This is a genomic window from Paenibacillus caseinilyticus (genome assembly GCF_027533645.1).
GTDB lineage: Bacteria > Bacillota > Bacilli > Paenibacillales > NBRC-103111 > Paenibacillus_G > Paenibacillus_G caseinilyticus.
Window position 1 is genome coordinate 39,437 of record NZ_JAQAGY010000030.1, and the last position, 22,083, is coordinate 61,519.

Sequence of the window (22,083 nt, forward strand, 5' to 3'; positions counted from 1 at the left end):
TATGCATGGATTCCCCAAAAATGTACGGATTCTTGTGAGGATGCCCATGCCGGGTAGGGACGGGCTGTAGTAAAGGATTGCAGCGGCGATGGGATCCCTCTGGAGGCCCGCCTATGGAGCACCGGACGCCGTCGGTGCGGGCAGCGGCGGCGCCTCGGCGGGAAGCTCCATCCGGATCAGCGTCCCCAGCCCCGGCCTGCTGAACACGTGCAGGCCGTATGCCGGTCCGTAATGCAGCCGTATGCGCTCCTGCACATTCATGACGCCGATGCCGGTGAAGCGGTGCCTGCTCGGTGCCTGATGCCGCTGCGCAAAGAGGCCTTGCAGCTGTTCCGGGTCCATCCCGGCCCCGTCATCGCGCAGTAGGATCACGAGCCGCCCCCGCACCTTCTTCGTGCGCAGCGAGATGCGCCCCTTCCGCTTCAGGGGCGCTAGTCCATGGAAGATCGCATTCTCCACGAGCGGCTGCAGCGTCAGCTTCAGCATGCCGCAGGCCAATGTCTCCGGGAGCGCCTCGGTCTCCAGCGTGAATTTGTCCCCATACCGTACCTGCTGGATGTAGGCGTACATACGCAGCCCTTCGAGCTCTTCTTCCAGTGTGACGAACTCGGTGCTCTTGTCGAACGAGAAGGAGAGCAGGCCCACCAGGGCCTTGACGGTTTCGCGCACCTCCTCGGCCTTCTGCTGCTTCGCGAGCGACGAGATGCACGCAAGCGTGTTGTACAGGAAATGTGGGGCGATCTGGCTCTGCAGCATCTTCAGCGTAAGCTGCCGCTTGGCTCTCTCCGCCTCCTTGATCTCGAGTACGAGCGCGTGGATCCGTTCCATCATGGCGTTATAGCTTCGGGCCAGCCGCCCGATCTCGTCCTCCCGCGTGGCGGCGATGCTGGGCAGCACCTCCATGTCGCGCACCCGGTCCATTTTGGCGACGAGAGTACGCAGAGGATTCGTAATGTAGCGGCTGAGAAAGAGGGAGCTGAGGAAGAGCAGCACGAACCATACGGCGGCTGCGGCCTTGTAGTTGTCGTAGAGGGAGAGGATGTTCTGGTAGAAATAGCTCGTCTCGTAGAAAGCGATAAAATGCCAGCCGAGCCGGTTCATCCCCGACTTCACGGCCACCAGGCGTCCTGCCGGGCCGTCCAGCTCCGCCGTGCCGACGGGGAGCTCTGTAACCTTGCCCAGGAAGTCCGCCGGAAGCTGCGGCGGGAAGACCCCCGTATCGTAGGGAAGCAGCCGGTAAGAGCTGATCGGCAGTCCGGCATCGAAGGCATGCACCGGGGCGCCCTTGCCCGTAATGATGGCGAACGTCTGGTTCCTCGAATTCATGACGGAAGCGAGGGAGGAGGTAAGCTTCACGAGGTCGGTCTCGACGACGGCCGTCCCCAGGAAGACGCCGTCCAGGCCCGCCAGAGGCAGCACGAAGGCCGCCGTCCGCCCAGACAGCGGCGAATCGTAAGGCTCGCTGATGAACAGCCCGTAAGAGGTGCGGGCTTTCTCCGCCAGTGGCTGCAGGTACGGGTTGCCGATGATGTCATAGTTCAGCTGTGCGTTCGTCAGCACCTGTCCGTCGGCCCGGACCAGATACATGGTTTTGTACAGGGAGCCGTTCTTCTCGGCGTATTGGCGGAGCACCTTCACGGCCTCCTCCTCCGCCCCCTCCGCCAGCAGATCCTGCCGGGTGGAGAGCAGCAGCAGGATATTCTGCACGCTGTCGAGGTACACGTCCATATACAGATTGGTCCGCTCGATGATGATCTGGGCATCTCCCAGCACCTGCCTCCGGAACAAGTTCTCGGCATCCCGCAGATTCGTCCAGGCCAGGATGCCGAAGAGCATGGAAGTGCTTGTAAATAGAAAAAAAAAGTGCTTGAGCGCCATGCTCCACCGGCTGAATTCCCTGATTCTCCGCCGCATTCCGTTCACCCCCTCTTGTATTCGGTCGGCGAAACGCCGGTGCGGCTGCGGAACAGAAGGGAGAAATACCGGTAGCTCGGGATGCCTACCTGCTCAGCGACCTCGTAGACTTTGAGGGGCGCAGTCTGCAGCAGCTCCACCGCCCGCTCGATCCGCACCTTCGTGACGTACTCGTTGAACGGCTCGCCGGCTTCCTCACGGAACAACCGGCTGAGGTAGGACGGGCTCAAGCCCACATCCCGGGCAATTGAGCCGAGTGTGATCGGCTCTGCCAGCCCCCGGCGGATAAGCTCCATGGCCCGCTGCACTTCCCTGCGGATCTTCGGTCTGCTTCCGGCAGCTTCCTCCGCGCTGCGGATCAGCAGGTCCAGCAGATCGGTAAGGCACGCGCAGGCGCCCAGCCGCCTCAGGATTCCCTCCTTCCCGGCCGGCTCCATGTCCGGAGGCGCCGTCTCTTCCCAGCGCCGGATCACCCAGCGCTTCAGCTCCTCCGGCTCCAGCGCCAGCTTCCTCGCCCAAGGATGCCAAGTCTCGCGGAGGAACAATGGCAGCTTGCCCGGAACTCCTGCCGCTTCGCGCCATCCAGCCTCCATGGTACGCAGATCCGCCGCAGCCTGCGGCAAGCGGCCGCCGGGCCGGGGAAGCGCCGCTTCCGCATGCACCACACCATCGCCCTCCCCGTAGAAGAAGTGCAGGGCGATCGGCGCCGTCTCCCGCAGAGCGGCCAGAAGCTCCCGCGCCGAGGCCGCCGGCCCCCTCAGCATCGCGAAGAAGCGGACACCGCTCCCCGGCTGCGGGAGCTCCCGTTCGATTCGCGCCTCGAGCCGGGCGATCAGCTCCCGGAGCCAGGCGGCAGCCTCGCCATGCGGCGGCAGGCCGGGCCCCGGACTGCCGAGGAACAGCAGCAGCTCCGACTCGCCATGCGGCACCCAATCGAAGAGCCAGCCCTCCTCGCCCGTACGCTGTGCAGCCTGCTCCAAGGCTTCACGCACCTCATGCAGCACATGGATCCGGTCGCCGGCTTCGGGCAAGCACAGCAGCCGGGCGGCATACAGCGGATAGCCGACGGGGCTCGGGTCTCCGGCCAAGGAGAGCTCCGCGCCGGAGGACGGCTCCTTCAGCGCACGGGCCAGGATGCGCGACAATCCGGCTCTTCGCTGCTCAGCCTCGCTGCGAAGCCGGGCCCGCTCCAGCCGGATCGCTTCGCGGGCCCGCCCCAGCGCCTGGCCGAGATCCGCTTCGTCCAGGGACACCTTGACGAGGTATTCGAGCGCCCCGAGCTTCAGCGCCTCCCGCGCATAACCGAATTCGCTGTGGCAGGTGAGCAGGATCACCTGGGTATGGAATCCGCCTGCCCGGACACGCCGGGACAGCTCCAAGCCGTCCATCAGCGGCATCGTAATGTCGGTGACGATCACATCCGGACGAATCCGGGCGCAGAGCGCCAAAGCCTCCTCGCCGTTCTCGGCCTCCCCCGCCAGCTCGGCGCCATAATGCAGCCAGGGGAACGACCGCAGTTCCTGACGGAGCGGTTCTTCGTCGTCGGCAATCAGGACGGTCAGCAGTTCCTTTTCCATCTGGTGTACTCCCTCCAGCTTAATGTAATCGCTTACAATTCTAACTTCATCTCATCCCCTCACCATACCACAACAGCCGCCATGCTCTCCGGCCTGCTCTCCCGGCATTCCGCCGTTCGGGAAGGACGGCCGGACGAGCACCCTTCCCTCCCCCGGCCGACCTCCTCTTCGGTGATGTACCTGCTCCGGCGCCCCGGTCCGGATTACAACGGCAGCCAGTTCAATACCGTCTGTATCTTGCGGTCCCAGTAGCCCCATTCGTGCGCCCCAGGCTCCTCTTCGTATGTGAGCGCGATGCCCTGAGCCCGGCAGTGATCCCTGAACCGCAGGTTGCTCTCGTACAGAAAATCCTCCGTGCCGCAGCACAGGTACAGCTGCGGCCGGGGTCCGCCGGATGCCGCCAAGCGGTCCGCGAGATGGAACAAGTCGCTGCCGCTGCCGGGGATGGCATCCGCGGAACCGAAGATCTTCGCCGTCTCTTCCGGCTCCAGCAGCGTCCGGGCGCAGTCCTCCACATCGAGCGCCCCCGACAGGCTCGCTGCCGCCCCGAAGCGGTCCGGATGGGCCAGCGCCAGCTTCATGGCGCCGTAACCGCCCATGGACAGCCCGGCCACGAACGTCCGCTCCGCCTCTTCCGCCAGCGGAAAGAAGGAACGGGCCAGCGCCGGAAGCTCTTCGCTGACGAATGTGAAGTACCGCCCGCCCTGGGCCATATCCGTGTAGAAGCTGCGGTGTACGCTGGGCATCACCACGGCGATGCCCAGAGAGGCCGCATACCGCTCGATGGAAGTGCGGCGCATCCAGATCGTGTGGTCGTCCGACAGCCCGTGCAGCAGGAACAGCACCGGATGGCGCCCGTCCCTGCGGACCGCATCCATCCCGATCTGGCCTTGAGCCGCTTGGGGAAGGATCACATACATGGAAGAGGACAGACCCAGGGTGTCCGAGAAAAAGTGACAATCGATAAAAGCCAAAAGTGCCAGCTCCTTTTATCCGCCGGATTAGGGAGAGGGCTACCATGCCCGCCTCGGGCCTGCCCTTCCCCGCTACAAGTATAGCCCGCCCGGAAAACGCTGCCAATAGGGACCCGGTCCCTTTCCCCCTCCCGGCCCGCCGTACGGGGCTTGTCCCTTGAGCCGAGGGAGCCTCGCGGCCCTCTCCCGTCTCCAGGCCGTCCGCAGCCGGTTCCATGCCCGGCGCAGCCGCATCCTTCCCGCGCCGGTACCGGAGGGAGCCCGGCATGCGGGACCTCCTGCTTGCACAGGCCCTGCCGGATGCCGCCCGGGCCCGCGCACCCCCGAAGACGGAGCCTACGGACGGCGGGTCAATCCCGTCCGGCGTTCCTGCGGCCTCGGCGCCTTCTCCGCTTGCCCGGCGTCCGCTTCGCTTCATGCAGCCCTACCGGCTTGCCGGCGGCGGCTTTGGCTTCCGCCACCAGCTTCGCCAGCTGCCGTACGGCCGGGGACATGTGCTCCGCCGACTGGCAGATCGTGTTCACCTTCTCGATCGCCACCATCAGCTCATCGAGGCTCTCGTTGACACTGCGCATGAATAGAGGTAATTTGCTCACAGGCTTTCTCTCCCCTCGCCTAGGTTCTTCTCCTCTATCCTATGCAGGTTAGCGCCCGGATGGTGTAGGCAGGCGCCCTTCCCTTGCCCTGCCCCCTTCTAGTTTCTCGGTCTATGTAATGGAGCAGCGCTCTCTACCCTTCGAAAAGGGCTCCCTGCCGGCAGCTGCGGGCGGTGCTGCGGCCCGGCTTCGGCTCCGCACGGCAAAAGGCCTGCGAACAGCCGGGCGGTGAATTCAGGGCAGCATGATCTGCGGCCCTTCGGCAGGGAGCCTGGTGCAGGACTTCGGGAGCTGCTCGGCTGTATCGGCCGGAGGCAGCGGCCTGCACCTTCGGGGGATCAACAGGACTTGTGGCATTTGCCGCTGCGCAGGATGATGACGAGCAGAATATACAGCACCAGGATATAGCCTGCGGAGCTCCACACGCCTTGAACAGGATAATGAGGCTTCGGCGGGGCATAAATATTGATTTCTTCGAACTTCGCATTCACGTTGACCGGCGCGTAGTGGACCGGCTTCGGCATGGAGATCGGTGCCGTAGCCGTCGGCATCATATTCGGCATCGGAGCGGGCATCTTCATGCTCGGCATCGGGGCTGGCATTGGGGCGGGCATCGGGGTCGGCATCGGAGCCGGCATGGCGATCGGTTGATATTTTTCCATAGGACACCTCCGGGAATAAGGCGCGGGCCTGCATGGGCGGGTCATTCCCGCTGCAGCCGTACCGTGCTGCGCTTGATATCGAGGAGGCACTCCCCCTCTAGCACACCATCAGTCTATGGGAGTTCACCCACCCGGAACACGGTATTCACCCATCCTGCCGCAAAATAGACAGATGCCCTCCCGCCGGTGTGCCCCCGGAAAATGAATGGGCAAAGAGCCGTCCCTGCCGGGACGGCTCTTCCTGCGGTATGCGGTTATACGTAAGGATTGTGCTCTTTCTCGTAACCGATCGTCGTCTTGGGGCCATGCCCCGGGTACACGACGGTCTCATCCGGCAGCTTGAACAGCTTGCTGTGGATCGAGTGAAGGAGCTCGTTCTCGCTGCCGCCGGTCAGGTCGGTCCGGCCGACCGACAGCTTGAAGAGCACGTCCCCTCCGAACAGCCGGTTCCCGTGAAGGAATGAGACGCTGCCGGGCGAGTGTCCGGGCGTATGCAACACCTGGAAGGGGAGACCGAGCAGTTCGAGCTTCATGCCTTCCGCCAGGGCGTACTCGGCGGGCTCTGTCGTGATCGGCCCGCCGAGCTCCGGCCAGTTCACGGAACCGTTGCGCTTCGGATTCGTCAGCCATTCCGCCTCGGCATCATGCAGGTAGACAGGACAGCCCTTCAGCTTGCGCAGTTCATCCACTCCGCCGATATGGTCGAAGTGCGCGTGGGTGAGCAGGATCGCTTCAATCTCCAGATTCGCCGTACGCTTCAGCAGCGGCTGAGGATTCATGCCGGGATCGATCACGATCCCTTTATTCTCGCCGGGCACCGTAAGCAGGTAGGCGTTCGTCTGCAGGGGTCCGAGCGAGAACGATTCGATGTGTAGTTCCTTCGTCTGCATCATGGATTAGAACGAGGAGAGCAGATCGCGCAGCTCACGGACGATCACGGTCTGGTAGCCGGCGCCCTCTCCATACTGGCGGCCCATCTCTTCGCGTGCGACCTTGATCTTGTCTTGGTAATCCGCCGCCTCGCGGTCCGGGTTCTCCGCCTTGAACTTCGTCATGACGGCCTGCACGTGAGCCGGGCGCGGGCCCCAGTGCCCGAGCACATGACCGCTGAAGTCCGTGAAGATCACGATCGGAATCGCTTCCCCGCCTCCGGTCAAGAACTGGGCCATCACGTCCGGATGCTCTTCCTTGATGAGCACTTCCGTCGGAATGCCCGAGATCTCGAGCGCGCGGAACACGGCCGGCACGTTGCGGACCACATCCCCGCACCAGTCGGCGCACAGGATCAGGCAGCGAAGGTCATCGCGGTTGTTCAGGGACTCGAAGAATTCTTTATCCTCTTCGGTTGCCCAGGAGAAGACATCATACCATTCTTTGAATTTCTCTTCGTTCTTCGTCATGCCGTCCATGAACTGCTGCGGGGACAAGCCTTGGCGCAGTTTGCTGCTCAGGTTCGTGCTCATCTTCTTCATCCTCCTTAGGAACTCGGTATACTATGGTTTATTGTACCAAAATCTTTCTTAGCATGCTATCGCTCCAAGATGCGGTTTGTTTCCGGGCAGCGGAAACTTGAAGCCTGAAGAAGAGAAAATCCGAAAATTATAGAAACAGGTCGTACTGGTGCATCCAAGGGACTTACCGTACATTGAGACCGCGGCGTCCACTATGCCAGCAAAGCCTACCCAATAGCTTCCTCTGCAGCTCAAGGCGTTCACAAGAGCAAAACACTTCACTCGAATGGGCCATTGTGCATACATTGAGCTTAGGAAAACTATCTCAACAAGGAGGGCTCATTATGTTTATGGTATATCCCTATTGGAATAGAGCGGTATTTCTTCCTATATGGTCAACTTCTACTCAACAAGCACTGGAACTAATCAGGCAATCCGTTCAAGGGGAGCGGAATGACGAGCTGTTCTATGATCAACTTATTAAAATGGCGCCCGATCGTGAGCAGGCCGAAGTAATTCGTTCTATTCGGAATAACGAGCGAGGACATAATCAGATGTTCCGACAGATCTACCAGAACTTAACTGGCCATGTAGTAACCGGGATCAGCAATGAAATCCCCGAGCATGTAAATTCTTATACCGATGGCTTGCAAAAGGCATTTGAGGGGGAATTGTCAGCTGTTGAGAAATACAGGATGATTTGGTTTGGACTCCCCAATGGAATATATAAAGACACTGTGCTTGGGATAATTCTTGATGAGCAAAAGCATGCGCAAAAATATAATAACTTGTTGATTAGGAACTTAGGCAACCATCGGGGTTTACAGGAGTAACCCTTGGCGACTTTGGGTTTTGCCATGTACAGGTGACTCATCCGGCGAATTGGCCTCGTGCATTTGCCTCCAGCTTCCTTCAATTTCCACCTCGCGGCGGACATCTTTGCTCTTGGCTAACGGCAGGCGTTCGCCAGCCCCCGATCGGGACTTTCAGCCTAGACGCCCATGCACGCCGTACAGCAAAAAAGGCACCGGCTCCAACAGGAACCGCCGCCTTCCGGATTGCGGGATCATCAGCCCTCCGGCATCCTGCCGGGGACCGGCAGCCTCGTCCGGATACCACATCCGGGCCGGCTGCTTCTATGTAGGATTAACCTCAGATTCGAAGGTCCTTCTTGCGCGTGCTTTTGCGCTTGAGGAGCTTCCAGAGCACGTACAGCACGGTGATGACGACGACGCCAACTAAGATCGGCTTCGTGAACGGACCGGCCACCTCTTCGATCTTCTCCCAATTGTCGCCGAGCGAACGGCCCAGCACTACGAAGAGAACCGCCCAAGGGATCGTGCCCAGCATCGTGTAGAACAAAAACTTCCACAAGGGCATGCGCGCCATACCGGCCGGAATCGAAATCGCCTGCCGCAGCACCGGCACGAACCTAGCCAGGAATACCATGCCGGGGCCGTACTTGTTGAACCAGCCCTCCGCGATATCCAGGTGCTTCGGCTTCAGATGCAGGTATTTGCCGAACTTCTCGACCACCGGACGGCCTCCATACCGGCCAATCCAGTACAGGATGATCTGCTGGAACAGACAGCCAATCGTGCCGAACACGATCGCCCCGATCAAGGACACTTCTCCCCGGTATACGAGATATCCCCCGAAAGCCAGTACGATTTCGCTCGGGATGACCTCCAGCATCAGACCGATCAGGATGCCCCAGACGCCAAGCTGCTCGATAAAATGAAGCGCCGATTGAACCAATTCATGCAGCAACTCACCCATGATTTCCCAGCCTCTTCCTCTCCACTCGAATATTCGAAGTCTTGTCTCTATGTCTAACTTATTCTAACATATCCGCCCTCATACCGCACCTGAAGAACCCCCGTGCCGCAAGGGCCGGGGGTTCTTCAGGTGCGGTATGCACTCAGCTCGGCGGGAAGCATTCGAGCAGGAACGAGCGGAGCCTCTCTCCTGCCCGGGTCAGCTCCCGCTGGCGGGAGGAGATCAGCCCATGGGTCAAAGTCCGGGTACCGAGACCCGCCGCCACAGCCAGCTCCCCCCGCTCCAGCTCGGCCTCGATGGTGCTGCGAGGCATATAAGCCGTCCCCCACCCGCTGCGCAGCGCCTCCCGAATCATCTCGAGGGAACCGAACTCCGCCCGGGCCCTCACGGACGTGCCATGCCCAGCCAGCAGGGCGTCGGCCTCTGCCGTATAGAGGCAGCGCGGTCCGAAGCCGACCACCCGGCAGCCGGCCAAGCCCTCGTAGCCGCGGTCGTCCAGTAGAGCAGCGAGGGGAGGCGAGGCGGCCCAGACCAGTTCGTCACGGCGAAGCGGATCGAAGCGCAGGTCGGCCCGCCCGGGATCGCGGGGCACAATGCCGAGCTCCGCTTCGCGCGAACGGACCGCTTCGACCGTCTCCTCTTGGAATCCGGTCTCCACCCGCAGATCTATGCCGGGGCAGCGTTCCATGAACCTGCGCAGGGGAATCCAGAGGTAGCCGGCAGCAAACGATTCCAGCACCCGCAGGCATACAGTGCCCTTCGGCTCCCCCTCCTCCTGCAGTTCGGCCGCCAGCTCTTCGCCGAGCTCCAGGAATCGCCGGGCATAGAGCGCCAGCTTCCGGCCGCTCTCCGTAGGTTCCACACCCCGGGGAAGCCGGTCGAACAGCCTCCGGCCAGCCGATTCTTCCAGCTGGCGCACTTGCGTCGTGACAGTGGACTGCACGTAACCCAGCCGCTCTGCCGCACGGCTGAAGTTCCCTTCTTCCACCACCGCCAAGAAAGTACGGAGAGCCCTCCCCTCAAGCCGTTCCCACATGGCTGTCTCCTCGCTTATCCATCGAAATTTGGAATACCAGACATCAATACCATTCGTTATTCAAATCGATAAGTTCATGGTAGCATACAATCACCGGCAGGGCTACCCAGTCCCGTGCCCCCATCACAGCTCTCTGAAAGGAAATCCGTGCCATGACATTCCACTCCGCCTCTTCATCTGCTGCCGCCTCTCCGCCTGCCTCTTCACCCCCCTCGTCTCCCGCTGCCGCCAGCCTGCAGACTTCACCGGCTGCGTCAGCTGCTCCCAGCCCGGCTCCGGCTCCGGTTCCGCCCTCCTCCCGGCCTGCCGTCCTGAGACTCGCATGGCAGGCGGGAGGCGCCTTCCTCGCCGTGCTCGCCTCCCTGCTGCTCGGCGGCTGGAGCGGTCTCCCGCTCCTCATGGCGCCATTCGGCGCTTCCTGCGTCCTCGCCTTCGCACTGCCGGAGAGCCCGCTCGCCCAGCCCCGCAGCATCGTGGGAGGCCATCTGCTCTCCACCGCTATCGGCCTCCTGCTGCTGCAGACGGCAGGGGCGCATCCCTGGACCGCAGCGCTCGGCGTAGCCTTGGCGATCTTCCTTATGGGGCTGACGCGAACCCTGCACCCCCCCGCTGGGGCCGATCCGCTTGTCGTGCTGCTCGGCGGCGCCTCGTGGAGCTTCCTCTGGACCCCCGCTCTGCTCGGCGCCGTCTGGATCACTGCCGCAGCCTGGGCGTTCCACCGCGCGTCGGGAAGGCGTTACCCGCAGCGCTGGTGGTAATCCCCGGGGGCTCCCGCCACTCTCCATGACGGCGGCTCCAGGACCGTGCGCCGGCCCCCCTCCCCTTTATCCTCACACGTGGAGTAAATTTTGGAGATCCCGGTAAAACTATGCTGAGCTGAACCCTGTTTTCCAAGCCGTGTTTATTCGAGGAGGTGGAGACTTTGACGCATGGGAAGACCGGGCAGCATAGTGCTCCATCCTCATCTTCGGCAGGGCGCAGCCCTCTGGCTCCGGAGCTCGAAGGGAGCCTCAAGCAAATCCGAAGCCAGTTCGCCGGAAGCCAGGACATCATCATCCGGGAGATCTTCCTCGGCAGCCTGCAGTCCGTCCGGACCGCCGTGCTCTATACGGACGGCCTGGCCGACAAACAGATCATTCACGAGTCGATTCTTCCTTCCCTGATGACCATCTCTGCCGCACATCCCGCCGATCCGCATCTCCCCGAGACGCCGGAGGCGCTGCTCGCCCGGATCCAGAGCACGGTTCTCCAGGTAGGCGAGCTTAAGGAAATCCGGGACCTTCTATCCGTGTACCGCGAGATGCTCTCCGGGAATACGGTAGTGCTCGTCGACGGACTCAGCACGGCATTGTCCGTGGGTACGCCCGGATGGAAAGACCGGGCGATCGCCGAGCCCGCCTCCCAGAATGTGATCCGGGGACCGCGCGAGAGCTTCACCGAAACGCTTCGGACGAATACGGCGCTCATCCGCCGAAGAATCCGGGACGAGCGCCTGCGGTGCGAGCAGCAGGCTATCGGCACCGTGACCCATACGGATATTGCGCTCATGTACATCGACGGTCTTGCGGACAAGGCCGTCGTCCAGGAGGTCCGGGCCCGGCTCGGGCGGATCCGCACGGACGCCATCCTGGAAGGCGGATATATCGAGGAGTTTATCCAGGACAAAACCTCGACCCCCTTCCCGACGCTGTTCAACTCCGAACGTCCGGACGTGATCTCAGCAGGCATACTTGAAGGCCGGGTGGCTATTATAGTGGACGGCACGCCGTTCGTTCTGCTCGTGCCCGCCTTGTTCGACCATTTCTTCCAATCGGCGGAGGATTATTACCAGCGGTACGATATCGCCATCTTCCTGCGCGTGCTGCGGTACCTGAGCTTTTTTATCGCGCTGCTCGGCCCATCCTTGTATATTTCGGTGACCACCTTCCATCAAGACCTGCTGCCCACCCAGCTCCTGATCTCCCTGGCTTCCCAACGGGAGGGCCTCCCATTCCCCGCTTTCGTGGAGGCAATGATGATGGAGATTGCCTTCGAGATTCTCCGGGAAGCCGGCATACGGATGCCGAAGGCCATCGGACAGGCTGTATCGATCGTAGGGGCCCTCGTCATCGGGCAGGCCGCCGTAGAAGCTGGGATCGTCTCGGCGGCAATGGTCATCGTCGTCTCCCTGACCGCGATCTCCAACTTCGTCTTCCCATCGTTCAACATGGCGATCTCGGTCCGTCTCTTGCGCTTCGGCATGATGCTGCTCGCGGCGACCTTCGGCTTCTTCGGCGTCACGATCGGGCTGCTCGCGCTCGTCATCCATCTGTGTTCGCTGCGGTCGTTCGGTGTGCCCTACATGTCCCCGTTCGGCCCGTTCAACGCCCAGGATCAGGAGGACAGTATCCTGAGACTGCCGCACCGGATGCTGAATCATCGGCCCGGCATCGTAGGCGCGCAGGATACCGTCCGCGACCGTACGCCGGACATGGAGCCCGAGAACTAGCCGCCGCCGGTGCACGGCAGCCGATAAGGCGGCTTCCCGCTCGCGCTTCGCCGCATGCATAACCTAAGGCAACTTTCGATCGGAGGGGTGAAGGTGTTCCAACTTATACTGCGGGCCGTCCTCTGCCTTCTCCTCCTGCTCGCATTATCCGGCTGCTGGAACCGGCGCGAGCTGAACGATATCGCCATTGCGGTGGGCCTCGCGATCGACTGGGACGAGAGCGGCCAGTATCTGGTCACCGCCCAAATCGTCGACCCCGGTGAGGTAGCTCCCCGCAAGGGCGGGGGCACCGGTACCACAGTATCGACCTACGAAGCGAAGAACAAGTCCGTCGCGGAAGCGCTGCGCAAGATGACCACCGTCCTGCCGAGGAAGATTTACCTGTCCCACCTGCAGATCCTGGTGCTCGGGGAGACGCTCGCTAAGGATGGCATCGCCGAATCCCTCGAATACCTGTCCCGCAACCACGAGGTGCGCTCGGACTTTTTCGTTGTGCTATCGAAGAATGCCAAGGCAGGCGAAATCCTGAACTATCTAACCCCCTTGGAGAAAATCCCTTCCCAGAAGCTGCGCAAATCGCTCGAAACCTCCGAGAAGATCTGGGCGCCTACCCACACCGTCCAGCTCGACGAGCTCATCACGGACATGGTCGAACCCGGCCACAGCGCCGTGCTGACCGGCGTCATGATCGAGGGGGACAAGTCGAAGGGCAAATCCAAAGAAGGGCTGTCCACCATTACCCCCGGATCCCTGCTGCAGTATGCCAATCTGGCGGTGCTCCGCAAGGACCGGCTGGCCGGCTGGCTGAACGAACCGGAGAGCAAGGGCTTCAATTATATTAAGGGAAATGTCCAGAATACGGTGGGAACTATCGGCTGCGGGGGCAAAGGCCACGTGTCCGTCGAGCTGTTCAACAGCGAGTCGAAAGTCAAGGCGGTGGAAGAGAACGGATCTCCCGTCATCGAGGTCCACTTGTTCACGGAGAGCAATGTGACGGAAGTCCATTGCGATATCGACCTCGGCAAGCAGGAATCCGTACTCCTGCTTGAGCAAGAGGCCGCGAAACGGACGAAAGACATCATGGAGGCTTCCGTAAAAAAGGCAAAGAAGCTGAAAGCGGATATCTTCGGATTCGGCGAAACCATCCATCAAGCGAACCCGAAGCTGTGGGCCGGACTGAAGGAGGATTGGGAAGCCCAGTTCGCGAAGCTTCCGGTCCGCATCGAAGTGGAGGCAAAGATCCGCCGGACCGGCACGACCAACAAGTCGTATCTCGACAAGTTGAAAGGAGGCTCGTGATCATGGGCATCAGCGCGGGACTCTTCCTCTTGTCCGCCTTCATTGCATACCGCGAGATCCCCCGTATGCGCCGGGAGCGCCGGCACCGGGATCTCTTCGCATTCACGGTGCTCCTGCTGGCTGCTACAACCCTCGGCATCCTGCATGCCTCCCGGGTGCCTCTGCCGAACCCGCTGGATTGGATGCTCGCAATCTATCAGCCCGTGACCCGCGGGCTGAATATCCTGATCGGATGGAAGGAGCTTCAGGGATGAACGAAGAGCGTATCTCCATATCGCAGCTGTCGGCGCTGATGTGCATGTTCACCATCTCCTCCTCCACCCTGCTCATACCGACCTTCCTGACGACGCAAGCCAAGCAGGATGCCTGGATCGCCGTGACGGCGGGCACTCTCGTCTCCTTCCTGTTCATCCCCTTGTACACCAAGCTGGGAAACAGCCATCCGAGGCAGACGCTTGTCGAGTACAGCGAGGCTATCCTGGGCAGAATGCCGGGCAAAGCCGTAAGCCTGCTGTTCCTGGGCTACGTGCTCATCTTGACCTCCGGGCTGCTGAGACAGCTCGGCGAGATGATCACCACGCTGACGCTGTCCCAAACGCCGATCCAGGCCGTGCATGCCGTCATGCTGCTGCTTGTGGTCTTCTCCGTGCGCCGGGGGCTGGAGTCCATTGCGCGGGCTTCCGAGATTTTTCTCCCCTGGGTCCTGACCTTCATTCTGTTCTTCCTGCTCTTCCTGGCGCCCAAGATTCATTATCACTATCTGCTGCCTGTATACGAACACGGACTTCCGCCCATAGTCAAAGGAGCGATCACCGTGATCGGCATTCCCTACTTGGATCTCGTCGTGTTCCTTATGATTCTCCCCCACCTCCGCCGGACTGAGAATGCCGGTAAAGCGTTCCGGTTCTCCCTGGTCACCGGCGGGACGATCGTCCTGCTCTTCACCCTCTTCTCGATCCTCGTCCTGGGGGCCCAAGCGACCGAGAGATCGGTGTATCCGCTCTTCCAGATGGCGCAGAAGGTCGATATCGGGAACTTCATCCAACGGATCGAGGTGCTGGTCGGCGGCGTCTGGTTTATCTCCTTATTCTTTAAACTCACGGTATGCTTCTACGCCGCGGTGCTCGGTCTCTGCCAGGTATTCGGGCTGAAGAGCTACCGGGAGATTACATTTCCGATCGGTCTGCTGGTGGGGGTGCTCGCCATGATTATGGCCCCAAGTTCCGTATATTTCTTGAATACCATTAGAGAAATCTGGGCGGTCGGCGTCCTGCCGTACGGTCTCCTCCTGCCGCTGCTTCTGCTTCTCGTACATACCCTGAAACGGCGTTCGACGCGCAGCCCGCGCCCATAACCGAAGGAGGCCCGTCATGGCAGCAACCTCATACATGAATGGCAAGCAGCTGTTCTGCCTCGTCTACCTCTTCGAGCTCGGCAGCGCCGTCATTGTCGGCCTGGGGATGCAGGCCGAGCGGGACGCCTGGCTGGCCATACTTATCGGTATGGGCGCAGGCCTCCTGCTTGCAGCCGTGTTCCTGTACCTGTACCGCCAGCACGAAGGCCTCTCCTTCGTCGCGATCCTCGAATACCGGCTCGGCAGGACTGCGGGCCGATTGATCGGCGGAGTGTACGTAGCCTACTTCCTGTACATTGCCGCCCGGGTGCTGCGGGACTTCGGGGAAGTACTCGTCACCACCCTCCTCGACCAGACGCCGCTGTTCTCGGTGAATGCGCTGATGATCGCCGTCGTCTGCTGGTCCCTTACGATGGGAATGGAGGTTATCGGACGGGCGGCCGAGATCATTCTGCGTCTGGTGGGCCTCATGGCGCTGGCTACGATCCCCGCCATACTCGCCTCGGGCATCGTAGAACCCCAGCGCTTCCTGCCCGTGCTGGAGAAAGGGCTCTCTCCCGTCCTGCAGACGGCCTTCCCGCTGACGTTCACCTTCCCCTTCGGCGAGACCGTCGCCTTCACCATGGTGCTGCCGCATCTCTGCAGCGGCAGGGCCGCGGCCAAGCCGCTCCTGATGGCCATGCTCGGGGCAGGCCTTACGCTGACGGCCGTCGTCTCCCTCGACATAGCCGTCCTCGGTGCGGGCCGCGCGGCAAGCGAGCAGTTCCCCCTGCTTGCCGTCCTCGGCAAAATCCAAGTCGGCGAAGTCGTCCAGCGCCTCGATCCCGTCGCGCTCAGCACCCTGATCATCGGAGGCTATTTTAAGATCGCCGTCTTTACTTATGCGGGGGTGCGCGGCTTGTCGGAGCTCACAGGAACCACACAGCCCAAAGCCAAACTCGCCCAGCTCGCAGCGGTCGGCTTCCTCCTGCTCGCCGCATCCGTCGGCATGAGCTCCAGCTTCTCCGAGCACATTGAAACCGGGCTCAAGAAAGTGCCTTATCAGATGCACCTTCCCCTGCAGGCCGGCGTCCCGCTGCTTCTTGCCCTGCTCATCAAGGTATTCCCGCGGAGGCGCCTGCCGCGCCGCACCGCCCCGTAGTTATCGGGCGGAAGCGCAGGGAGCAGGGACAAGGTCTACACGGGAGACTCTCTGCCCTCCCCAGGGCAGCCCCCGTGTACGCTTCCGGCAGCGGCCCCGCCCTTCCCTGTACCCACACGGCCCATACGCGCATATGATGCCTTATGGGAAGGAGAGTGGGGACCCTTGAATCCGGGCAACAAAATGAAGCACAGCCAGCCGCTGCCCTCTGCACGTCAGATCCGCCGCACCTGCAGCCGCGAGCTCTACCGTGCGCGGAAGAAACTCGGCGGGTGGATCCCGCCCGAGCAGGTCAGCCGGGCCGAGGAGCTGTACTATAAGAAGGTATTGCTGAATCTGCCTTATATCGCCGAGAATGGCAGCAACCGCAAGCTGCTTGCGGACTGGTTCGATGAGAATGTCTGCGGGGAAATCGCCGAATTATGGAGCGTGGAATCCGAGGCGCTCGGACGTGCCTTCCGCGAATCGTTCGGAGGCTGAGTTTCAGACATGGCCTAAGGCTCCTGTCTTCCGGGATAGATCTACTGCCGGATGACAGGAGCTTTTTGGGGTGCGGACGGGTAATCCAGCCGAAGCCAAACAGACGTATGTAGTTTCAACGAAAAATAGCAAGTGTACTAGTTATTTAGACCCATTTTATAACCTAATTATTTGAATTTATTTCAATTTAATGTTATATTGTGTCTATAAACCTATCATTTTATGACGCATTATGTCGAAAGTACCCATTGTAGATGAAGCCCCCCACCTGTATAATTCTCTTAGACAGGAATGCATAGGGAGGATGAACGTGACGTTTCTCAATAAAGGCTTACTCAGTTTCTCTGTGCTCCTTATCCTACTTATCGGCTGTACGCTCATTCCGTTGAAGCAGAACTCGATATTGATGCCCGACGCCAGCTCCCACCGCAAAGCCGATCCGATGCTGCCCGGGGAATCGTTCATCCGGGCGCATATGACGAACAGCGACGGATCGCTGCGCACTTATCTGAAGCCGAGCGACCGCAGCGAGCCGGATACCGCCTACGGCCACGAAGCTCTGTCGGAGTCCATGGGCCTATGGCTTCTCTACGCCGTGGAGAAAGGCGATCCGGAGCTGTTCCAGCAGGCAGCCCAGGCGGTCGAGCAGACGTTCATGAAGTCCGATGGCTGGATCCAGTGGAAGGCCGGAGGAACCGCCCCCGTCAACACCAATGCACTCGTCGACGACATGCGGATCGCCTATGCGCTGTATCTCGGAGGCAGCAAGTGGGAAGACGCCGAGTACACGAAGATGGCCGATACGATTACGGACAATGTGCTCGGCACACAGGTAGTGGATTCGGGCTTCCGTGACTTCTACGATCATAAGCAGCAATGGACCAGCACCGGCCTGACCTTGTCTTACCTGAACGCCTTTGCCATCGTCAACCTGTACGAGCAGAGCAAAATGCCGGAAGACCTATATCAAAAAACAAAAAACTTCCTGCTCTCGGTCCCGACAAAGGATGGGTTCTACCCCTTCTCTTACGATTACGGGAGCGGCCAGTATACGTATCATGATAAGATCAACTTGATCGACCAGCTGCTCATCGAGCAGTCCCAGATCAAGCTGGGCAATGGAGAATCGGCATTCTGGAGTTTCGTGAAGAATACCTTCCGGGAGCAAGGCTCCCTGTACGGACAGTATGACCGGGTATCCAAAGCGCCCGTCGTCGCTTACGAGTCCCCTGCCGTCTACGGCTTTGCCATCATGTTCGCTATTGAGAACGGAGAAGCCGATCTCGCCCGTGATCTCTACTACCGCATGATCCGGTTCCAGACGCTGAAGCCGGAGAGCGAATACTACGGGGGATACATGAACTACCAGCAGGGCGACACGCACATCTTCGACAATCTGGTTCCTTTGCTCGCAGAAAGGATGCTTTATAATGCGCAGCTTCTCCAATAAAACCACCCAGTTCGTGTTCATCCAGACCGCCTTCATTGTGTTCCTGATCGGGCTCTGCCTCTACGCCACAGGGTTCCGGACGATCCCTGCCGGTACGGCTGTCTTGTTCGCGGGTTCCCTTGCGATCTCGCTCTCCGGCTTGTTCGGCGGCCTGCTGCTTGGACTCGGGATCTCGCTAGCCGCTTTGTTCGTGCTCGGAACGGTCCTGATCTGGGGGACGTTCGTCTCTTCGGTGGAGATCTTGTCCGTCCAGGACACGGTCGTGTGGATGATCGCCATTGTCGCTTCGTCTCTCATCAGCGGCACCTTGCACCGCTGGGCTTCCACCACGGTGGAAGAGAACCGGGTGATGAATGCGAAGTTCGAGGAGCTCGTCACCATTGACGAGATGACCGGTTTCGATAACAAGAAGAGATTCCACTTCGAGATGGAAGAGGAATTCAAACGGTCGGTCCGTACCGGAACGCCGTTCTCCCTCCTCTTCATCGAGCTGAAGTATTTCGATGAATTCGAGCGCCTCTACGGCGGCAAGGAAGCAGCCCATCTGGTCAAGACCTTGTCTGACGTGTTATGGAAGCAGACCCGCATCAGCGACCGCAAGTTCCGGATCGAAGCCGGGCTGTTCGCCGTCATCCTCTTCAATACCGGCGAGGACAATGTGCATTATGTCCTGAAGAAGATCGAAGACCTGGTGAGGCACCACAAACTCGCCAATGAGAAAAAAGAGGTTACTATCACGGTGGCGTTCGGTTCTTCGAGCTTCAGCGGCGACTATACGGATTATACGGAGTTGATACAGCATGCATCCCACGATCTTGAACAATATACACAGTAAGTGGGTCCGCCGGCTGCTGCCCTTCGGCTGCGCGCTGCTGCTCTTCTTCTACGGAGGACTGCTGCCCCTTGGAACGGCACAGGCCGCGAACGCGTCCTCTGCCGGGACTAGCGACATCCGTGCCCTCGTCGTGTACTCCAATGAGTGGGGCGCAGTGAAGGAGAATGTGCGGCTGCTCGATCTGTATCTCGGTCAGTTTACCCGAAACATCACGTTCAAATCCGACGATACGGTAACCGCCGGAGATTTCCAGGCCGCTACTCATCTCGTGTACTACGGGAAAGTAAAGAAAACCCTGCCTCCCCAAACCGTACAGCTCATTCGCGAATTCAGAGGGCCGGCGCTGGCCATCGGCGAGAACATCGGACAGCTCCTTGACCGCTTCTCATTCTTATCCGCCGGGCCGCCGACGATCATCAACCAAATCTCAAAGATAGACCCAAAAACGGGCAAGCCAGTCTTCGACCTGCTCGATGTGAACTACCCCATTACCCACGTCGAACTGAAGCGGGGGGAAGCCTTGTATCTCGGATGGAGAGCCGACACGTCGTTCCCTCTGTTCTCGATCTCCGGCGGCGATGCCTATTACGCATCCGACAATCTCTATGCCCCCTTCAGCCTCTGCCTGGGGGAAGGCTTGGCCGAATTCTTCGGAAAACCGGCCGGCGGAAGCCCGAATGCTTATATCCGGCTCGAAGACGTGCATCCGATGTCCGATCCCGCCCTTCTGAAGGAGACGGGCGACTACTTGGCCGACCGGGGGATCCCGTTCATGATCGCGGTCATCCCGGTCTATACGAATGCCGAGACTCTGAAGCAGTATCACTTGTCGGACAGCCCGGAGCTGGTCGAGGTGCTGCAGCATCTGCAGGAGCGCGGCGGCAGTATTGCGCTGCACGGTTATACGCACCAGTACCGGGCCACCGAGACGGGAGAAGGCTTCGAATTCTGGGATGTCGTGAACAACACCCCGATCTGGGGTCCGTCGGACGACAATATCCCGGTCAAGCAGCGTCATGAATTCGCCTCGCAGGAGGACTACAGCCGATATGTGAAGGAACGGGAACAATTCGAAGAATCGTATATCGTGACCCGGATCGAGAGCGGCATACACGAGCTTGCCCAGCTGGGGTTGTACCCGCTCGCCTTCGAGGCGCCGCACTATACGATGAGCCCCCATGGGTACGAGATTCTCGCCCGCTACTTCAACTATATTCTCGGCCAGGTGCAGATCAGCGGCGAGGACTGGGAGCACATGGGCGTCACGCCTTATCCGACCTCGCCGTCTTACCTGCACGGGATGACGCTCCTTCCTGAGACGCTCGGCTATTACGACAACGAGTCGCTCTCACCGGAGGCCGATCTCGATAAGAAGATCGACCGGATGCTCCTGATCCAAGGAGGCACCCTCGGCATGTTCTACCACCCATATCTCAGAGTGGACAAGCTTAAGGTCATGATTTCCCATATCGAGCGCGTCCCCGGTCTGAAGTGGCTCGATCTCAAGCAGATGAACGCAGCCGTGCAGACGCAATCCGTCGCCATCGCCACGGACGCCTCCGGCCATGTGACGGTGAAGAACAGTCTCCCGCCCGTGGAAGCGGGTACCGCCGCAGCGGCCGTACAGCGCATGGAACCCGTACAGCTCGTACTGTGGGGGATCGCCATTCTTGTGACGGCGATGGTTCTGATGTTCGCTATCTATACGTTCAGCATGAGGATGAACCTGCGAAAACAACTATTCGAGGAGCGGAGCGCCAATGGCTAATATCCTGTTCTATTCTTCCTTGGGCGTCATATGGCTCATGCTGCTCTATCACATGTTCTTGATGCAGGGCGGGTACTTGCATTACCTCCGCTACCGCAAGCCGATCCCCGAATGGGAGAAGAACAACCATCCGCTGCCCAAGGTCAGTGTACTGATCCCGGCGCATAACGAAGAAGTCGTCATCGAACGGACCATCAAGGCGATGCTGAAGCTGGACTATCCGGAGGATCTGCTCGAGATCATCGTCATCGACGACAATTCGAAGGATGCCACCGGCGAGATCGCGGACCGTTACGCGGCCCGTTATCCACAATTGAAGGTCGTTCACTTGAGACCTCCGGTGGTGGGCGGCGGCAAATCCGGCGCACTCAACCACGGATTCAAACATTCGACCGGCGATGTCATCGTCGTATACGATGCGGACAATACGCCCGAGCGCAAAGCCGTCTACTATCTCGTGCTCGCCATGCTCAACGATCCCAAGGCAGGGGCGGTGGTCGGCAAATTCCGCGTCATCAACGCGGCGCAGACCCTGCTCACCCGCTTCATCAATATCGAGACGATCTGCTTCCAGTGGATGGCCCAGGCCGGCCGCTTCAACTGGTTCGGCGTATCGACCATCCCGGGGACGAACTTCGCCATCCGCCGCAGCATCATCGAAGAGCTCGGAGGCTGGGACGAGAAGGCGCTCGCCGAGGATACGGAGCTGACGATCCGCGTGTACAATATGGGCTACCATATCCGCTTCTTCCCTGCCGCCATCACCTGGGAGCAGGAACCCGAGACATGGAAGGTCTGGTGGAAGCAGCGTACGCGCTGGGCCCGCGGCAACCAATATGTCGTGATGAAGTTCATGGCGAAGATTTTTACCCTGAAACGCAAAAGCATCGTCTTCGATCTCATCTACTTTTTCTTCACGTATTTCCTTTTCTTCTTCGGCGTCATCATCTCCGACCTGTTGTTCGTGGTGAATCTGTTCGTCGATCTGCAGCTGAATGTGGGCATCGTGTCCATGATCCTGTGGGTACTCGCCTATTTCCTGTATATTACCGAAGTCATGATTGCCCTCGGGATCGAGAAGACCGAGCTTAATATGAAAAACTTCCTGATCGTATCCCTTATGTACTTCACTTACTCCCAGTTCTGGATCCTCCTTGTTCTCTATGCGCTGTATCTCGAGGCCAAACGGATCCTCTTCAAGCAGGAGACCAAATGGTATAAAACCGAGCGGTTCCAGCATGCCAAAAAGCAGGAAAGTGCATAATACCTACTTCAGGTT

General features: G+C 60.1%; 22 protein-coding genes. 12 read left to right on the forward strand and 10 right to left on the reverse strand.

The features are described from left to right. Positions 1-111: 111 nt before the first annotated feature. The 7 genes from O9H32_RS29165 to O9H32_RS29195 all read right to left on the reverse strand — a co-directional run bounded on the left by O9H32_RS29165 (position 112) and on the right by O9H32_RS29195 (position 7,186). The gene (locus O9H32_RS29165) at positions 112-1,914 is read right to left on the reverse strand and encodes a cache domain-containing sensor histidine kinase (RefSeq protein ID WP_269869625.1); all 1,803 of its coding nucleotides are present in this window, start codon (positions 1,912-1,914) and stop codon (positions 112-114) included. 5 nt (positions 1,915-1,919) lie between these two features. Beyond that, positions 1,920-3,491, reverse strand: a complete 1,572-nt coding sequence (locus O9H32_RS29170) for a response regulator (protein ID WP_269869626.1) — start codon at positions 3,489-3,491, stop codon at positions 1,920-1,922. Between the two features lie 203 nt (positions 3,492-3,694). Beyond that, positions 3,695-4,465 (reverse strand): alpha/beta hydrolase, encoded by a 771-nt coding sequence (locus O9H32_RS29175; RefSeq protein WP_269869627.1) that lies wholly within the window; start codon positions 4,463-4,465, stop codon positions 3,695-3,697. 350 nt (positions 4,466-4,815) lie between these two features. Continuing rightward, positions 4,816-5,061: a hypothetical protein gene (locus O9H32_RS29180; RefSeq protein ID WP_269869628.1), complete on the reverse strand. Its 246-nt coding sequence runs from the start codon at positions 5,059-5,061 to the stop codon at positions 4,816-4,818. Between the two features lie 338 nt (positions 5,062-5,399). Next, on the reverse strand, positions 5,400-5,723 hold the full coding sequence (locus tag O9H32_RS29185) for a hypothetical protein (RefSeq protein ID WP_269869629.1): 324 nt from the start codon (positions 5,721-5,723) through the stop codon (positions 5,400-5,402). Between the two features lie 254 nt (positions 5,724-5,977). Further along, positions 5,978-6,613: an MBL fold metallo-hydrolase gene (locus tag O9H32_RS29190; protein ID WP_269869667.1), complete on the reverse strand. Its 636-nt coding sequence runs from the start codon at positions 6,611-6,613 to the stop codon at positions 5,978-5,980. Between the two features lie 6 nt (positions 6,614-6,619). Beyond that, on the reverse strand, positions 6,620-7,186 hold the full coding sequence (locus O9H32_RS29195; protein ID WP_269869630.1) for a thioredoxin family protein: 567 nt from the start codon (positions 7,184-7,186) through the stop codon (positions 6,620-6,622). A 332-nt stretch (positions 7,187-7,518) separates the two neighbouring features. Between O9H32_RS29195 and O9H32_RS29200 the strand changes: the two genes are divergently transcribed. Continuing rightward, positions 7,519-8,007 carry a ferritin-like domain-containing protein gene (locus O9H32_RS29200; RefSeq protein WP_269869631.1) on the forward strand — a complete coding sequence of 163 codons (489 nt, stop codon included), beginning with the start codon at positions 7,519-7,521 and terminating at the stop codon, positions 8,005-8,007. 319 nt (positions 8,008-8,326) lie between these two features. Here O9H32_RS29200 and O9H32_RS29205 read toward each other — a convergent pair whose 3' ends face one another. From O9H32_RS29205 to O9H32_RS29215, 3 genes are all read right to left on the reverse strand, one after another. Then, a complete protein-coding gene (locus tag O9H32_RS29205; RefSeq protein ID WP_269869632.1) occupies positions 8,327-8,953 on the reverse strand; it encodes a DedA family protein in 627 nt (208 codons plus the stop codon). Positions 8,954-9,095: 142 nt separating this feature from the next. Then, complete coding sequence (locus O9H32_RS29210) at positions 9,096-9,989, reverse strand: LysR family transcriptional regulator (protein WP_269869633.1); 894 nt, start codon at positions 9,987-9,989, stop codon at positions 9,096-9,098. Positions 9,990-10,032: 43 nt separating this feature from the next. Next, positions 10,033-10,389 carry a hypothetical protein gene (locus tag O9H32_RS29215; RefSeq protein WP_269869669.1) on the reverse strand — a complete coding sequence of 119 codons (357 nt, stop codon included), beginning with the start codon at positions 10,387-10,389 and terminating at the stop codon, positions 10,033-10,035. Here O9H32_RS29215 and O9H32_RS29220 point away from each other — a divergent pair. From O9H32_RS29220 to O9H32_RS29270, 11 genes are all read left to right on the forward strand, one after another. Further along, entirely contained in the window at positions 10,340-10,747 is a 408-nt protein-coding gene (locus O9H32_RS29220; RefSeq protein WP_269869668.1) for an HPP family protein, read from the forward strand. The genes O9H32_RS29215 and O9H32_RS29220 overlap by 50 nt on opposite strands. Positions 10,748-10,902: 155 nt before the next feature. Continuing rightward, positions 10,903-12,477, forward strand: a complete 1,575-nt coding sequence (locus O9H32_RS29225; protein WP_406627412.1) for a spore germination protein — start codon at positions 10,903-10,905, stop codon at positions 12,475-12,477. 93 nt (positions 12,478-12,570) lie between these two features. Then, on the forward strand, positions 12,571-13,776 hold the full coding sequence (locus tag O9H32_RS29230) for a Ger(x)C family spore germination protein (protein ID WP_269869635.1): 1,206 nt from the start codon (positions 12,571-12,573) through the stop codon (positions 13,774-13,776). Positions 13,777-13,778: 2 nt separating this feature from the next. Beyond that, positions 13,779-14,030 (forward strand): hypothetical protein, encoded by a 252-nt coding sequence (locus O9H32_RS29235; protein ID WP_269869636.1) that lies wholly within the window; start codon positions 13,779-13,781, stop codon positions 14,028-14,030. Next, positions 14,027-15,130, forward strand: coding sequence for a GerAB/ArcD/ProY family transporter (locus O9H32_RS29240; RefSeq protein WP_269869637.1), 1,104 nt, complete (start codon positions 14,027-14,029; stop codon positions 15,128-15,130). The genes O9H32_RS29235 and O9H32_RS29240 overlap by 4 nt, the downstream gene beginning before the upstream one ends. Positions 15,131-15,146: 16 nt before the next feature. Further along, entirely contained in the window at positions 15,147-16,271 is a 1,125-nt protein-coding gene (locus tag O9H32_RS29245) for a GerAB/ArcD/ProY family transporter (RefSeq protein WP_269869638.1), read from the forward strand. Positions 16,272-16,436: 165 nt separating this feature from the next. Then, the gene (locus O9H32_RS29250) at positions 16,437-16,751 is read left to right on the forward strand and encodes a dehydrogenase (protein ID WP_269869639.1); all 315 of its coding nucleotides are present in this window, start codon (positions 16,437-16,439) and stop codon (positions 16,749-16,751) included. A 310-nt stretch (positions 16,752-17,061) separates the two neighbouring features. Further along, on the forward strand, positions 17,062-18,201 hold the full coding sequence (locus O9H32_RS29255; protein WP_269869640.1) for a glycosyl hydrolase family 8: 1,140 nt from the start codon (positions 17,062-17,064) through the stop codon (positions 18,199-18,201). Then, a complete protein-coding gene (locus tag O9H32_RS29260) occupies positions 18,182-19,036 on the forward strand; it encodes a GGDEF domain-containing protein (protein WP_269869641.1) in 855 nt (284 codons plus the stop codon). Before O9H32_RS29255 ends, O9H32_RS29260 begins: the two co-directional genes overlap by 20 nt. Beyond that, a complete protein-coding gene (locus O9H32_RS29265) occupies positions 19,002-20,804 on the forward strand; it encodes a polysaccharide deacetylase family protein (protein WP_269869642.1) in 1,803 nt (600 codons plus the stop codon). Before O9H32_RS29260 ends, O9H32_RS29265 begins: the two co-directional genes overlap by 35 nt. Further along, complete coding sequence (locus O9H32_RS29270; protein ID WP_269869643.1) at positions 20,797-22,068, forward strand: glycosyltransferase family 2 protein; 1,272 nt, start codon at positions 20,797-20,799, stop codon at positions 22,066-22,068. Before O9H32_RS29265 ends, O9H32_RS29270 begins: the two co-directional genes overlap by 8 nt. Positions 22,069-22,083: the final 15 nt, after the last annotated feature.